Origin of the sequence: Pseudomonas saudimassiliensis, from assembly GCF_000939975.1 — a bacterium.
GTDB classification, from domain to species: domain Bacteria; phylum Pseudomonadota; class Gammaproteobacteria; order Pseudomonadales; family Pseudomonadaceae; genus Halopseudomonas; species Halopseudomonas saudimassiliensis.
Window position 1 is genome coordinate 2,960,528 of sequence record NZ_LK391969.1, and the last position, 14,785, is coordinate 2,975,312.

General features: G+C 63.5%; 12 protein-coding genes. 9 read left to right on the forward strand and 3 right to left on the reverse strand.

Annotated features, from left to right (window positions below):
- Window positions 1-71: 71 nt before the first annotated feature.
- The 3 genes from VG99_RS13635 to VG99_RS13645 form a co-directional block, all read right to left on the reverse strand.
- The gene (locus VG99_RS13635) at window positions 72-518 is read right to left on the reverse strand and encodes a DUF411 domain-containing protein (protein WP_044500827.1); all 447 of its coding nucleotides are present in this window, start codon (window positions 516-518) and stop codon (window positions 72-74) included.
- Between the two features lie 26 nt (window positions 519-544).
- On the reverse strand, window positions 545-790 hold the full coding sequence (locus VG99_RS13640; RefSeq protein ID WP_044500829.1) for a heavy-metal-associated domain-containing protein: 246 nt from the start codon (window positions 788-790) through the stop codon (window positions 545-547).
- Window positions 791-1,164: 374 nt separating this feature from the next.
- Window positions 1,165-2,187, reverse strand: coding sequence for an AraC family transcriptional regulator (locus VG99_RS13645; protein WP_044500832.1), 1,023 nt, complete (start codon window positions 2,185-2,187; stop codon window positions 1,165-1,167).
- 158 nt (window positions 2,188-2,345) lie between these two features.
- Between VG99_RS13645 and VG99_RS13650 the strand changes: the two genes are divergently transcribed.
- The 9 genes from VG99_RS13650 (at window position 2,346) to VG99_RS13690 (ending at window position 14,777) form a co-directional block, all read left to right on the forward strand.
- Window positions 2,346-4,376 carry an NADPH-dependent 2,4-dienoyl-CoA reductase gene (locus VG99_RS13650; RefSeq protein WP_044500834.1) on the forward strand — a complete coding sequence of 677 codons (2,031 nt, stop codon included), beginning with the start codon at window positions 2,346-2,348 and terminating at the stop codon, window positions 4,374-4,376.
- Window positions 4,377-4,493: 117 nt separating this feature from the next.
- Window positions 4,494-5,348 carry a hypothetical protein gene (locus tag VG99_RS13655; RefSeq protein ID WP_158023935.1) on the forward strand — a complete coding sequence of 285 codons (855 nt, stop codon included), beginning with the start codon at window positions 4,494-4,496 and terminating at the stop codon, window positions 5,346-5,348.
- A 124-nt stretch (window positions 5,349-5,472) separates the two neighbouring features.
- Entirely contained in the window at window positions 5,473-6,357 is an 885-nt protein-coding gene (locus VG99_RS13660; protein WP_044500836.1) for an NAD(+) kinase, read from the forward strand.
- Window positions 6,358-6,359: 2 nt separating this feature from the next.
- Window positions 6,360-7,313: a metallophosphoesterase gene (locus tag VG99_RS13665; RefSeq protein ID WP_044500839.1), complete on the forward strand. Its 954-nt coding sequence runs from the start codon at window positions 6,360-6,362 to the stop codon at window positions 7,311-7,313.
- The gene (locus VG99_RS13670; protein WP_044500841.1) at window positions 7,310-8,149 is read left to right on the forward strand and encodes a rhomboid family intramembrane serine protease; all 840 of its coding nucleotides are present in this window, start codon (window positions 7,310-7,312) and stop codon (window positions 8,147-8,149) included. The genes VG99_RS13665 and VG99_RS13670 overlap by 4 nt, the downstream gene beginning before the upstream one ends.
- Window positions 8,150-8,182: 33 nt before the next feature.
- Entirely contained in the window at window positions 8,183-8,455 is a 273-nt protein-coding gene (locus tag VG99_RS13675; protein ID WP_044500843.1) for a YeaC family protein, read from the forward strand.
- Window positions 8,455-9,291: a DUF2797 domain-containing protein gene (locus VG99_RS13680; protein WP_044500844.1), complete on the forward strand. Its 837-nt coding sequence runs from the start codon at window positions 8,455-8,457 to the stop codon at window positions 9,289-9,291. Before VG99_RS13675 ends, VG99_RS13680 begins: the two co-directional genes overlap by 1 nt.
- Window positions 9,292-9,300: 9 nt before the next feature.
- Window positions 9,301-11,955 (forward strand): aminopeptidase N, encoded by a 2,655-nt coding sequence (gene pepN / locus VG99_RS13685; RefSeq protein WP_044500846.1) that lies wholly within the window; start codon window positions 9,301-9,303, stop codon window positions 11,953-11,955.
- Between the two features lie 443 nt (window positions 11,956-12,398).
- Complete coding sequence (locus VG99_RS13690; protein ID WP_044500848.1) at window positions 12,399-14,777, forward strand: efflux RND transporter permease subunit; 2,379 nt, start codon at window positions 12,399-12,401, stop codon at window positions 14,775-14,777.
- The last annotated feature ends 8 nt before the right edge of the window (window positions 14,778-14,785 follow it).

The following is a 14,785-nucleotide window of genomic DNA, read 5'->3' on the forward strand; positions in this document are numbered from 1 at the left end:
ACTCCCTACGGAGCCTTATTGCTGCGGCATAAGCATCGTTCCCCTGGCGACTCAGCCGCCAGGGGCCTAGCTCAGTTACCGGGATACTCTGCAACCACTTCCAGCTCACCGGCTTTGGTCAGGCCGACCACCTGGTAGGGATCCTGGCGGTCACCGTATTCCATGCCCGGCGAGCCCACCGGCATGCCCGGTACGGCGATACCCAGCAGGTCGGGGCGCTCCTTGAGCTCCATTACCTGGGCGGCGGGTACGTGGCCTTCAACGAACTGGCCGTTGATCAACGCGGTGTGGCAGGAACCCAGGCGCGGGGGCACGCCGACCTCCTGTTTCAGCTCGGCCATGTTGGCTTCGACGTGATCATTGACGGTAAAGCCGTTGCTTTCCAGATGCTTGATCCAGTCCTTGCAGCACCCACAGTTGGCGTCGCGATGGACGTCGATCACCAGGCTGTCCGCCGCCTGGGCCATGCCGCCCGCCAGCAGGGCGGCCAGGGCGATGAAGCGTACACTCTTGCGCATACCAGGTTTCCTCGTCAGGCCCAAAATCAGCTGCAACCGCCGCAGCAGGTGGTGTGGCCATCGTGGGCCGGCGCCGGTGCGGCGGGGTAGCCTGCCGCGTCCAGGGCGGCAACCAGTGCCTTGCTGTCGGCATTGCCGGTGACGCTGACTTTACCTTTTTCCAGGTTGACCTTGACGTCAGACACGCCAGCAACGGCGGAGAGGGCCTCGGTAACGTGGGTGACGCATTTTTCGCAGGTCATGTCCTGCACGTTCAACTGGATGGAACTCATGGTGCTTTGCTCCTGAAATGTTGGGTCAGATGCAGTTTCAACCCTGACACCATGGCAAGGTCAATCGGCTTTTTACCTCTTGGTTAGCTGGTTATCAAAGCTCTGCCAAGCGGGTGGAAACCGCACTGCCGAGGGCTCGCATGCAGATGGCCGGCACGCTAGCCTGAACTTTTTCCCGGGGCCTTCATCTGATTGTAATGCAGGGGGCATAGGGTGATTTTATGCACGTCACCCCTGCTTAAGGGAAACGGAGGAAAACAAGATGAACGACTACGAAGAAGAATTGCTGGAGCAGCGTGCCCAGGATTGGGATCACGAGGTAGAAGACGCGCAGGAGATGTAGCTGTCTGCTGACGGAGGGAGCAGCGGTCCACTCATGGTACTCGATGCCCCTCCCGACCTTGCCGCCGAAACTGCCCTGGCGCCACGCCGGTCCAGCGTTTGAAGGCGCGCTGAAAGGCTGCGGGGGACGAGAACCCCAGCAGGAACGACACCTCCCCTAAGGCTGTTTCCGTATCGCGGATATAGCTCAGCGCCAGATCCCGCCTGATGTCATCAATAATGTCCTGAAACCGCGTGCCGTCTTCGATCTTCAGCCGCCTGCGCAGGGTCCAGCCGGGCAGGCCGAGTTGGCGGGCTACCTCATCCAGGGTCGGCAGGCGGCTATGCAGCTGCGGCGAGACTATTTCTTCCACCCGTTCCCGCAGCCGGCGGTGGCGGGTCAGTTCCTGCAGTTGCCCGTGGCATAACTCCAGCAGCTGGGCGTGGGTGGTCGCCGCCTGCTGCACCGGTGGCAGTTCCAGGCTGGCCGGCTCCCACAGTAGTTGATTGTGCTCCTGCTCGAACAATACCGGACAGCCGAACAGCGCTTCGTACCGGTCGGCGTAATCCGGCGCGGGGAACTCGATGTGGACCTCTCTCACCCTTGCTGCGCCGACGGTCAGTTGCCGGGCCAGTTGCAGGCGGGAGGCCAGGGCCGAGTCCACCACGAACAGGTTGAAGGCGTTATAGGGGCTGATCGAATAGAAGCGGGTCGCCGGGGGGAGAAAGCTGGAATGGCCCCGGTAGTTCTGGCTGATCAGCCGCTCGAAGCGCACCAGGACGTCGAAGGCCTGCCCCAGGCTGGGCGCGCACTGGGCGGTGATGCCCGGCAACCCGAGGTGGGCCGGCTGGCTATGCAGGCCCATGAGCAGGCCGAAGTCGGCCCGGCCGCTGAGCTGGATGGCGGCATGGCCCAGGCGCATGAAGCGCGGGATGCTGATGCGTGCGCCGGCCTGGTTCAGCAGCGCGGGGGTGATGCGGTAGCGCTGCAGCAACGGGTCCGGGTCATGGCCGAGGCTGCGCAGGGTCGCCTGCAGGCTGTAGAGAAATCCTACCGAGAGATCACCAAGTTTCATCGTCATGGAGCCGGGGCCAAGGGAAGCAGAATGTAACCCAGGGTTATGAAAATGTCATTTAGGGTGATTGAGTGGGGTGGGAGACCCGCCTATTGTCAGCTCCATACCAACGTCGCCCCATGAGCCGACGACCTGATGATGATCCCTGGAGCATGAGCATGACCACCGCAACCCTTTACCCCCACCTGCTGGCCCCCCTGGACCTTGGCTTCACCACCCTGCGCAACCGTGTGCTGATGGGCTCGATGCATACCGGGCTGGAAGAGCGCCCGCAGGGCTTCGAGCGCATGGCCGCGTTCTTCGCCGAGCGTGCCCGTGGTGGGGTGGGGCTGATCGTGACCGGGGGCTTCGGGCCCAATACCGAGGGCAGCGTGGGCAAGGGCGCCGCCAAGCTGAGTACGCCTGAGGAGGCCCAGCAGCACCAGGTGGTGACTCAGGCGGTGCACGAGGCGGGTGGCAAGATCTGCCTGCAGATTCTCCATGCGGGCCGCTACGCCTTTACTCCGGAGCAGGTATCGGCCAGCCCGGTGCAGTCACCGATCAACCCGTTCACGCCCAGGGAGCTGGACGAGGCGGGGATCGAGAAGCAGATCAGCGATTTCGTCAATTGCGCCTCGCTCGCCCAGGTGGCCGGCTACGACGGCGTCGAGATCATGGGGTCCGAGGGCTATTTCATCAACCAGTTCCTGGTCGAGCGGGTCAACAAGCGCACCGACCGCTGGGGCGGCAGTTATGAAAATCGGATGAGCTTGCCGTTGGAAATCGTCCGCCGGGTGCGCGCCGCGGTCGGCCCCGAGTTCATCATCATCTATCGCCTGTCGATGCTCGACCTGGTGGAAGACGGCAGCAGCTGGGACGAGGTGGTGTTGCTGGCCAAGGAGATCGAGAAGGCCGGGGCGACCATCATCAATACCGGTATCGGTTGGCACGAGGCGCGTATTCCCACCATCGCCACCAAGGTCCCCCGGGCCGCCTTCACCAAGGTGACTGCGCGGCTCAAGGGTGAGGTCAGCATCCCGTTGATCACCACCAACCGCATCAACACGCCGGAGGTGGCCGAGCAGGTGCTGGCCGAAGGGGATGCGGACATGGTGTCCATGGCCCGCCCGTTCCTGGCCGACCCGGAGTTCATCAACAAGGCCGCGGCTGGCCGGGCAGATGAGATCAATACCTGTATCGGCTGCAACCAAGCCTGTCTCGACCACACCTTCAGCGGCCGGCTGACCAGTTGCCTGGTCAACCCGCGCGCCTGTCATGAGACCGAGCTGAACTATATCCCAGTGGCCAGCGGCAAGCGGATCGCCGTGGTCGGTGCCGGTCCGGCGGGTCTGGCGGCGGCGACCGTGGCGGCCGAGCGGGGCCACGAGGTGACCCTGTTCGATGCGGCGGCGCAGATCGGCGGCCAGTTCAACGTGGCCAAGCTGATCCCCGGCAAGGAAGAGTTCTACGAAACCCTGCGCTATTTTGCCAAGCGCATCGAGGCCACCGGCGTGCGGCTGCAGCTCAATACCCGGGTCGCGGCCAGCGATCTGGCAGAGTTCGACGAGGTGATCCTGGCCACCGGCATCGTGCCGCGGGTGCCGGCGATCCCCGGTGTGGAGCATCCGAAGGTGATCGGCTATCTCGACGCCATCCTGCAGCGCAAGCCGGTGGGGCAGAAGGTTGCGGTCATCGGTGCCGGCGGTATCGGTTTCGATGTATCCGAATTCATCTGTCATGCCGGCGCGAGCGCCAGTACCGATACCGGTCTGTTCTGGAAGGAGTGGGGTATCGATCCGCAGCTGCAGGCCCGCGGCGGCATTGCCGGGGTCCAGCCGCAGCCGCACCCGCCGGCACGGGAGGTCTACCTGCTGCAGCGCAAGGCCAGCAAGGTGGGCGCCGGGCTGGGCAAGACCACCGGCTGGATCCACCGCGCCGGCCTGGCCAGCAAGCAGGTGCGGATGCTCAATGGCGTCGACTATCTGCAGATCGACGACCAGGGCCTGCATATCCGCCGGGGTGACGAGGTCAGCGTGCTGCCGGTCGATACCATCATTCTCTGCGCCGGCCAGGAGCCGCTGCGGGAGTTGCAGGCGGGACTGGAGGCGATGGGCAAGCCGGTGCACCTGATCGGCGGGGCAGACGTGGCGAGCGAGCTTGATGCCAAGCGCGCCATAGACCAGGGCTCGCGGCTGGCAGCTGCCCTGTAACTGCCAAATACGTCACAGGGTAGTAATTCGTGATCCCGCCGGTAGGCCTGGGCTGATGCAATCGGTCGAAAAAAAGGGCAAAGTTGGCGGAATCACAATAATCCAGGGGACGGACCGATGAGCGCAGGCGAGACGGGCAGAACACAGCAACCGCTATTGACCGAGGCGGTGATGTTCTTTTCTGATCAGGGCATCTCGCGGGAAATGCTGTTCCCTGAGTTCGAAGCGCTGCTCGATGGCCTGGTCGCCGCGCCTGAATGCGCCGATGAGACCATCGAGGCAGTCTTCCTGCAGATCAATCACCGGCTGCATGTGCGCGCTGCGGTGTTTTTTACCCTCGATTTCGACATGGATGGCTACGTCAACCGGCTGTGGAACATGCCGTTGCGCCAATTGGCGGAGAAGGCTGGGCGCGGGCCGGACATGGGCGGCGGCCCGATTCGCCTGGCCTGCCTCGGCTTCTGCACGGCCAGCGCCTATCTCCCCGGCATGTGGAAGCCGGGCCAGCGCGGCGGCAAGGCGGACCTGAGCCTGATCAAGCAGGCGGTCACCCGCAACGCCTTGGGGATCCTCGGTGAGGATGAGGAGGCGCGGGCGGTGCTGGAATCCGACAAGCTGCAGATGGCCGCCGAGGATGCCTGGTACGGTGGCAACCCGGTGCCGGTGGGCGAGGCTGCGGCCACAGTGGCGGACCCGACAGCCGAGCTGGACGCACTGAAAGCGGCCCACGCCGGGGAGGTCGCCGAGTATCTGGGGCAGATCATGGAGCTGAACAGTCGCCTGAGCGTCCAGGAACAGATTCACCGGCAGCAATTGGCGGCGCTGCGCGAGGAGCATGCCGAACAGCTGGCGGTGGGGCAGGGCGAGTTGCTGGATATCAAGCAGGAGCTTGCCGAGCAGCAGCGGCTCAACGCGCTGATGCGCCGTGAACTGAGCCGATTGCAGAACCGCACCGCGGCCGATACCGGCTGATTTGCCAGAACCCGACAGGCTGCGGATAATTGAAGCACTCTCCGTGCTTCGAGGAGCCGCTGCGGCAGCGGGTCAACTCCTGAACACTTGCGCGGATTTTCTCAGCCAACATTAGCGAGTGGTTATGGAGCAATTCCGCAACATCGGCTTGATCGGGCGTCTGGGCAGTGGCCAGGTCGTGGATACCGTGCGACGGCTCAAGCGCTTCCTGCTGGACCGAGGCCATACCGTCATTCTGGAAGATGCCGTGGCAGATCTGCTACCCGGCCATCAGCAGCAGGTCTGTACCCGCAAGATGATGGGTGAGGTATGCGATCTGGTGATTGTGGTGGGCGGGGACGGCAGCCTGCTGGGCGCGGCGCGGGCGCTGTGTCGCTTCGACGTGCCGGTGCTCGGCGTCAACCGCGGCGGTCTGGGCTTTCTGACCGACATTTCCCCTGACGAGCTGGAAGAGCGGGTCGGCGAAGTGCTCGACGGCAAGTACCTGGTCGAGTCGCGCTTCCTGCTGGACGCCTTCGTCCGCCGCGACGAGGAGCAGCTCGGCACCAGCGAGGCGCTCAACGATGTGGTGCTGCATCCGGGCAAGTCGGCCCGGATGATCGAATTCGAGCTGCATGTGGATGGCCAGTTCGTCTACAGCCAGAAGTCCGATGGCCTGATTGTCGCCACGCCGACCGGTTCCACCGCCTATTCCCTGTCCGCCGGCGGGCCGATCATGCATCCCAAGCTCGACGCCGTGGTGCTGGTACCGATGTTCCCCCATACCCTGTCGAGCCGGCCGATCGTGGTGGACGGTAACAGCGAGCTGCGGGTGCGCATTTCCAAGCAGAATGGTATCTATCCCCAGGTCAGCTGCGATGGGCAGGTACACATCGCCTGCGCGCCGGGGGACACCCTGGTGATCCGCAAGAAGCCGCAGAAACTGCGCCTGATCCACCCGCTGGACCACAACTTTTACGCCATCTGCCGTAGCAAACTGGGCTGGAGCAGCCGCCTGACGGAGCGATGACTATGGCGGATCAGTGGCAGGGGTACGACATCATCGGCGACGTGCATGGCTGTGCCCGCACGCTGGAAGCCCTGCTGGAGCAGATGGGTTATGCGCGCATCGGCGGCGTGTGGCGGCATCGGCAGCGTCAGGCGCTGTTCCTGGGCGACATCATCGACCGCGGACCGCGCATCCGCGAGGCGCTGCACATGGTGCGGGACATGGTCGAGGCGGGCGCGGCCCGCTGCATCATGGGCAACCACGAATTCAACGCCCTGGGCTGGGTGACCCCGGCCCCCGCCGGCAGCGGCCGCCAATACGTGCGCGAGCACACCGATCGCAACCGCCGGCAGATCCAGGCCACCCTGGACCAGTTCGCCTCCCGGCAGGCCGAATGGGATGACTTCATCGACTGGTTCTGGACCCTGCCGCTGTATCTCGACATGGGCGATTTTCGCCTGGTGCATGCCTGCTGGGATGAGGGGCTGATCGAGTCCTTCCAGTCGCAGTATCCGGATGGTTGCCCGGATATCGAATTCGTCCAGGCCTCGGTGGAGCGGGACGGGTTCGCCGACCAGGTGTTCGATCGCCTGTTGCGCGGTACCGGCATGCCCTTGCCCCACGGGCTGACCATGACCGGCCGCGATGGCTTCACCCGGGCCATGTTCCGCACCAAGTTCTGGGAAGAGGACCCGGAAACCTACGGCGATATCGTCTTCCAGCCCGATGGCCTACCGGAACACATCGCGATCCGGCCGCTGACCGACCGGCAGAAGTCCGAGCTGCTGGTCTACGGTGCTGATGAACCACCCCTGTTCGTCGGGCATTACTGGCAGGAGGGCGAGCCGCGGGCGATCCGGGGCAACCTGGCCTGCCTCGACTACAGCGCGGTCAAGTTCGGCAAGCTGGCGGCCTACCGCTGGAGCGGTGAGTCGCGGCTGCTGCGGGATCACTTCGTCTGGGTGAATGTACGATGAGCAAATGCCGGGCGCTGCAATGCGGGCTGGATGAAGACCTGACCAACCTGACCCGGTTCCTGCGTAGCCACGGAGTGCCCCACCGGATTACCGAGGAGCGCGGGCAGCAGGTGGTGTGGACCCGGGATGAAACCGCAGCCAAGGTGGTGCGCGAGCTGTACGCCCAGGGCGTGCCCGAGCCGCTGGCCGGGCCAAGCCCGCGGCGGGCGACGCCACAGCTGGACTGGCGGCGCATGTTGCGCCTGATCCCGGTGACCATGCTGGTGCTGTTGGTGACGGCGCTGGTGGCACTGGTTACCCGGCTGGGTACCGACGTGCAGGCCATCGCCCTGTTCACCTTCACCCCGGTGACGGCGAACGGCTACATCGCCGCGGCGCCGGATATGCAGCAGTGGTGGCGTCTGGTGGCGCCGATGCTGCTGCATTTTGGCTGGTTGCACCTGGCCTTCAATGCGCTCTGGTACTGGGAGCTGGGCCGGCGTATCGAACTGCGTTCAGGCAGTGTTTGGCTGCTGGGGCTGACCTTGCTGTTTGCGCTGATCTCCAATACCGCCCAGTGGCTGTTCGGCGGGCCGGGTGTGTTTGGCGGGCTGTCCGGCGTGCTCTATGGGTTGCTGGGCTATTGCTGGCTATACCAGCTGCTGGCGCCGAACGTGCATTTTGATCTGCCCCGGGGCGTGGTGGTCATGATGCTTGGCTGGCTAGTGCTCTGTCTGACCGGGCTGGTGACCATGCTCGGCTTTGGTGCTATCGCCAACGCGGCCCACGTCGGCGGGCTGGTCATCGGCTGCCTGTGCGGTGCAATCGCCGGGGGGCTGCAGCGCAGGGTACAATAGCCGGCTAATCCCGAATCATGCTGCGGAGAACCCATGAATACCTTTATCGACATGTTGCGCAATATCTCTCCCGAGGTGTATGAGAGCCTCAAGCAGGCCATCGAGCTGGGCAAGTGGTCCGACGGTCGCAAGCTGACCCAGGAGCAGAAGGAACTCTGCCTGCAGGCGATCATCGCCTGGGAGACGGATAACCTGCCGGAGGAGCAGCGCACCGGCTATATCGGCCAGACCTGCAAGAACCAGGCAAAGGCCCCGACCAATCTGGATGAATCGCTGTTCGCACCGGCCAAGGGCACCCTGCACTGATGTCGTTGGTCATTGGTGAAGGCAGCGTCCGCAAGCTGCTGGGCAACCTCGGTGAGCCGGTGGTCGATTACAGTCTGCCCCTGGGCGAGCAGCAAGTGCCGCTCAACGCCCTGCTGGGGCGCACGGTACGCCTCCAGGCACTGGGTGAAATCCACTGCATGCACTGCGGCAGGCGCACCAAGAAAAGCTACAGCCAGGGCTACTGCTACCCCTGCATGACCAAGCTCGCGCGCTGCGACGTCTGTATCGTCAGCCCCGAGCGCTGCCACTTCGAGCACAATACCTGCCGCGAGCCGGCCTGGGGTGAGCAGTTCTGCATGACTGACCATATCGTTTACCTGGCCAACTCTTCGGGCCTGAAGGTCGGTATTACCCGTGCCACCCAGATTCCCACCCGCTGGATCGACCAGGGTGCCAGCCAGGCGTTACCGATCCTGCGGGTAGCGACCCGGCAGCAGTCGGGGCTGGTGGAAGACCTGCTGCGTAGCCAGGTGGCGGACAAGACCAACTGGCGCGCATTGCTGCGCGGCGAGCCTGAGCCGATCGATCTGCTGGCCGAGCGTGACCGGCTGCTGGCCGGTGCCCGGGAAGGACTCGAAGCGCTGCAAGCCCGCTTCGGCCTGCAGGCGATCCAGCCGCTGCCCGCTGCCCAGGTGCAGGACATCCGCTACCCAGTGCTGGAATACAGCCCCAAGCCGCAATCGGCGAACCTCGACAAGGAGCCGGTGCTGGAAGGCACCTTGCTCGGCATCAAGGGTCAATATCTGTTGCTGGATACCGCTGTCATCAATATTCGCAAGTACACCGCCTACACTCTGGCTTTCAGTGCTTCCTGAGGAGTCCCCATGCGTACAGAACAACCCCAGACCATTCGCCTCACGGATTACCGGAAGCCCGATTACCTGATCGACGAGACCCACCTGACCTTCGAGCTGTTCGAGGACCACGCGCTGGTGCACAGCCGCCTGGCGATGCGGCGCAATGCCGAGGCAGGGGAGAGCGGGTTGCCGCCGCTGGTGCTGGATGGCCAGGAGCTGACCCTGGTGAGCGTCGCGCTGGATGAGCAGGCCCTGGCCAGCGCCGATTGGCAGGTGGACGAGCATAGCCTGACGCTGCAGCCGCTGGCCGCTGAGTTCGAGCTGGCCATCACCACCCGCATCGAGCCCCAGAACAATACGGCCCTGGAGGGCCTGTACAAGTCCGGCGGCATGTTCTGTACCCAGTGCGAGGCCGAGGGCTTTCGCAAGATCACCTACTACCTGGACCGCCCCGATGTGATGAGCCGCTTCACCACCACGGTGATGGCGGAGCGGGGCGCCTATCCGGTGCTGCTGTCCAACGGCAACCTGATCGCCAGTGGCGAGCACGAGGGCGGCCGGCACTGGGCGACCTGGGAAGATCCCTTCCCCAAGCCGGCCTACCTGTTCGCCCTGGTCGCCGGGGACCTGTACCGCATCGATGACAGCTTCACCACCATGAGCGGCCGCAATGTCGAGCTGCGCATCTATGTCGAGCCGGAGAACCGTGAGCAGTGCGGGCACGCCATGGACAGCCTCAAGCGCTCCATGCGCTGGGACGAGGAGGTCTACGGCCGCGAGTACGATCTGGACATCTTCATGATCGTGGCGGTGAACGATTTCAACATGGGCGCCATGGAGAACAAGGGGCTGAACATCTTCAACTCCAGTTGTGTGCTGGCCCATCCGGACACCGCCACCGATATGGCCTTCCAGCGGGTGGAGGCGGTGGTCGCCCACGAGTACTTCCATAACTGGTCCGGCAACCGGGTGACCTGCCGCGACTGGTTCCAACTGTCGCTGAAGGAGGGCTTCACGGTATTTCGTGATGCCGAGTTCAGCGCCGACATGAACTCGCGCACGGTCAAGCGCATCGAGGATGTCACCTTCCTGCGGGCCAACCAGTTCGCCGAAGATGCGGGCCCCATGGCGCACCCGGTACGGCCGGACTCCTATATGGAGATCTCCAACTTCTACACCCTGACCATCTACGAGAAGGGTGCCGAAGTGGTGCGCATGCTGCACACCCTGCTGGGGCCCGAGGGCTTCCGCAAGGGGACCGATCTGTACTTCGAGCGCCATGATGGCCAGGCGGTTACCTGCGACGACTTCATCGCTGCGCTGGAAGATGCCAACGGCGTGGATTTCACCCAGTTCAAGCGCTGGTACAGCCAGGCCGGCACCCCGGTGCTGCAGGTCGATGGCCGCTATGACGCGGCTACCTCGACCTTCCAGCTGCTGTGCCGCCAGAGCTGCCCGGCCACCCCCGGGCAGGCGGAAAAGCTGCCCTTCGTGATTCCCCTGCGCCTGGCGTTGCTGGATGGCGAAGGCCGGGAAATGCCGCTGCAGCTGGCGGGCGAGCAGCAGGGCCGCGGCACCGAGACCGTGCTGGCGGTGACCGAGGCCGAACAGCTGTTTGTGTTCGAGGACATCAGCGAGGCGCCGATGCCGTCGCTGTTGCGCGGTTTTTCCGCCCCGGTGAAGCTGGTCTACCCTTATTCCCGGGATGACCGGGTGTTTCTCGCCAAGCACGATCCGGACGGTTTCAACCGCTGGGAAGCGGCCCAGTCCCTGGCCGTGGACGTGCTCCAGGGCCTGATCGAGATCCACCAGGCCGGCCGGCCGCTGCTGCTCGACCAGCGTCTGCTGGAGGTGCAGCGCACGGTACTGGAAGACCTGACACTGGACCCGGCGATGGTGGCCGAGATCCTGCGGTTGCCATCGGAGGCCTACCTGGTCGAGCTGGCCGAGGTCGCCGATGTCGACGCCATCCACCATGTGCGTGACTGGGTGCGCCAAGAGTTGGCCACCGCCCTGGCCGAACCGATGTGGGCGCGCTTCCGTCAACTGGCCGAGCCCCGTGGCGCCTACAGTGCCGATGCAGCGTCCATGGCCCGGCGCAGCCTGCGCAACACGCTGCTGGGCTACCTGATGCTGACCGAGTCGTCCGCAGCCCTGTCGGCCTGCGTCCAGCAGTTTGTCGAGGCGGGTAACATGACCGATCGCCAGGCGGCGCTGGTGGCCTTGGTCAACTCGTCCCATGAGCAGCAGAAGCAGGCTGCCCTGGAGGAGTTCGCCCAGCGCTGGAGCGCCTATCCGCTGGTCATGGACCAGTGGTTCAGCATCCAGGCGGCCAGCCCGCTGCCCGGTGGGCTGGAGCGGGTGCAGAAGCTGATGGAGCATCCCGCCTTCAACATCCGCAACCCGAACAAGGTGCGGGCATTGATCGGTGCCTTTGCCAACCAGAACCTGGCCAACTTCCACCGCGCCGACGGTGCCGGCTACCGGTTTGTTGCCGATCGGATCATCGAGTTGAACAAGCTCAACCCGCAGATCGCCTCGCGGATGCTGACGCCCTTGACCCGCTGGCGCAAGTTCGATGGTGCTCGCCAGGAACTGATGAAAGCGGAGCTGGCGCGGATCATGGCAACCGACGCACTATCGCCAGATGTGTACGAGGTGGTCAGCAAGTCGCTGGCCTGAGCGAGGCGGCTCCGGGCGGCGCTTGCAGCCCGCTTCGGAGCGGTTGCCTGGCACCCGGTATTGATACAGAATGCCTCTTTGTCCGGCTCGGTAAACTGATTACAAAAGATTACCGATCCGGCATTGGTGCCTTGCCGGATTCGCTCTAATATGAATCACCCGACCATCCAGGGTGATCAATAACAACAAGGGGTTCCCATGCGTAATGTCCTGAAGGAACAGGTGTGCGCGGCGCTGTCGATGACGGCTATCCATCTCGCTCCAGCGGAGCCGATCTCCTTTCTTGTCCTTGTTCGTCCTGCATTCTTGGGTCGGGCCCGTATCCGGTCTCGGCATGCGGCTGTCTGGCCGTGTCCGTACCGAGTCCTGACCGCCTGACGGGCTCTGCAGCGCCCACCTTTCTTTGATCTGACCCAAAAACAATTACAACCAGGAGAGTCTGGATGTCCCAGAATGATCAGGAACAAGCTACCTTCATGGAGCGTCTGGTTTTCAACCATCGGTTGACGGTCGTGGTGCTGTTCGCGCTGGTTACCCTCTTTCTCGGCTATCAGGCGACCAAGGTCAGACCCGATACCAGCTTCGAGAAGATGATCCCCCTCGAGCACCCCTATATCGTCAACATGATCGAGCATCAGGACGACCTCGCCAGCCTGGGTAACTCGATCCGTATCGCCGTGTCGATCAAGGACGGCGATATCTTCTCCAGCGAGTACATGGAAACCCTCAAGCGCGTCAACGACGAGGTGTTCTTCCTCCCGGGCGTGAACCGGGCGGGGTTGCGTTCGTTGTGGACGCCGAACGTGCGCTGGACCGAGGTGACCGAATACGGCTTCGACGGCGGTCCGGTCGCCAGCCGGCCGGCCTACGAAACCGAGGGCGATCTCAACGAGCTGCGGATCAACGTGCTCAAGTCCGGCGAGATCGGCCGGCTGGTGGCGAACAACTTCAAATCGACCATCATTGAAGTGCCGCTGCAGGAATACTATCCCAACCCGGACAACCAGTCCGAGCTGCTGCGCCTGGATTACGGTCAGTTTTCCGACCTGCTGGAGGAGAAGATCCGCAGCGAGTTCCAGAACGAGAACCCGAACATCCAGATCCATATCGTCGGCTTCGCCAAGAAGGTCGGCGACCTGATCGATGGCCTGATGGCGGTCATGCTGTTCTTTGCGGTGGCGGTGGGTATCACCTTCTGCCTGCTGTACTGGTTCACCTGGTGTATCCGCAGCACCCTGTCGGTACTGGTGACCACCCTGATCGCAGTGGTCTGGCAGCTGGGGCTGATCCACCTGATCGGCTTCGGGCTGGATCCCTATTCGATGCTGGTGCCCTTTTTGATCTTCGCCATCGGTATTTCCCACGGTGTGCAGAAGATCAACGGGATCGCGCTGCAGTCCAGCGGCGCCGACAACGCGCTGATGGCGGCGCGGCGTACCTTCCGCCAGCTGTTCCTGCCCGGCATGATTGCCATCCTGGCCGACGCGGTGGGTTTCATCGCGCTGCTGATCCTGGATATCGGCGTGATCCACGAGCTGGCGATCGGCGCCTCCGTGGGTGTGGCGGTGATTGTGTTCACCAACCTGATCATGCTGCCGGTGGCGATCTCCTACATGGGTATCAGCAAGCGGGCCGTTGAGCGCAGCAAGCGCGATGCGGTGCGCGAGCACCCGTTCTGGCGGGCCCTGTCCAATGTTGCCCATCCCCGTCTGGCCCCGGTGATCGTGGTACTGGGCCTGGTGGCCGGGGTGGGCAGCTTCCTGTACCAGAAGGCCAACCTGCAGATCGGTGACCTGGACCCCGGCGCGCCGGAACTGCGTGCCGACTCCCGCTACAACCTGGATAACGACTTCATCATCAGCAACTATTCCACCAGCTCCGATATCCTGGTGGTGATGGTCGAAACCGCGCCGGAAATGTGTTCGGCCTACCCGACCATGGAAGCCATCGACCAGCTCGAGTGGCGCATGAACAACGTGCCCGGCGTGCAGTCGACGGTGTCGCTGGTGACCGTGGCCAAGCAGGTGATCATGGGCAACAACGAGGGCAACCTGAAGTGGCAGAGCCTGTCGCGCAACCAGGATAACCTCAATACCGCCATCAGCCGCGCGCCAGAGGGCATGTTCAACAGTGGCTGCTCGCTGGCGCCAGTGCTGGTCTATCTCAACGACCACAAGGCCGAGACCCTCGAACGCGCGACCGATGAGGTCAAGGCCTTTGCCGAGGAATACGATACCGATACGCTGAAGTTCAAGCTGGCGGCGGGTAATGCCGGCATCGAGGCGGCGACCAACGAGATCATCGCCAGCTCCGAGCTGACCATCCTGGTGCTGGTTTACCTCTGGGTAGGCGCCATGTGCCTGTTCACCTTCCGCTCCATTCCGGCGACCATCTGCATCGTGCTGCCGCTGATCCTCACCTCGGTGCTGGGTAATGCGCTGATGGCGTTCCTGGGGATCGGCATGAAAGTGGCCACGCTGCCGGTCATCGCCCTGGGTGTCGGCATCGGCGTGGACTACGGCATCTATATCTACAGTCGCCTGGAAAGCTTTCTGAAAACCGGCATGCCGCTGCAGGAAGCCTACTACCAGACCCTGCGCTCGACCGGTAAGGCCGTACTGTTCACCGGCCTGTGCCTGGCCATCGGCGTGGCGACCTGGATCTTCTCGGCGATCAAGTTCCAGGCGGATATGGGGCTGATGCTGACCTTCATGTTCATCGTCAACATGTTCGGTGCCATGCTGCTGTTGCCCGCCCTGGCGCGCTTTCTCATCAATCCCGAAAAGATCCGCAACAAGAAGGATTCCTTTCTGCAGCATTGAAGGAAATA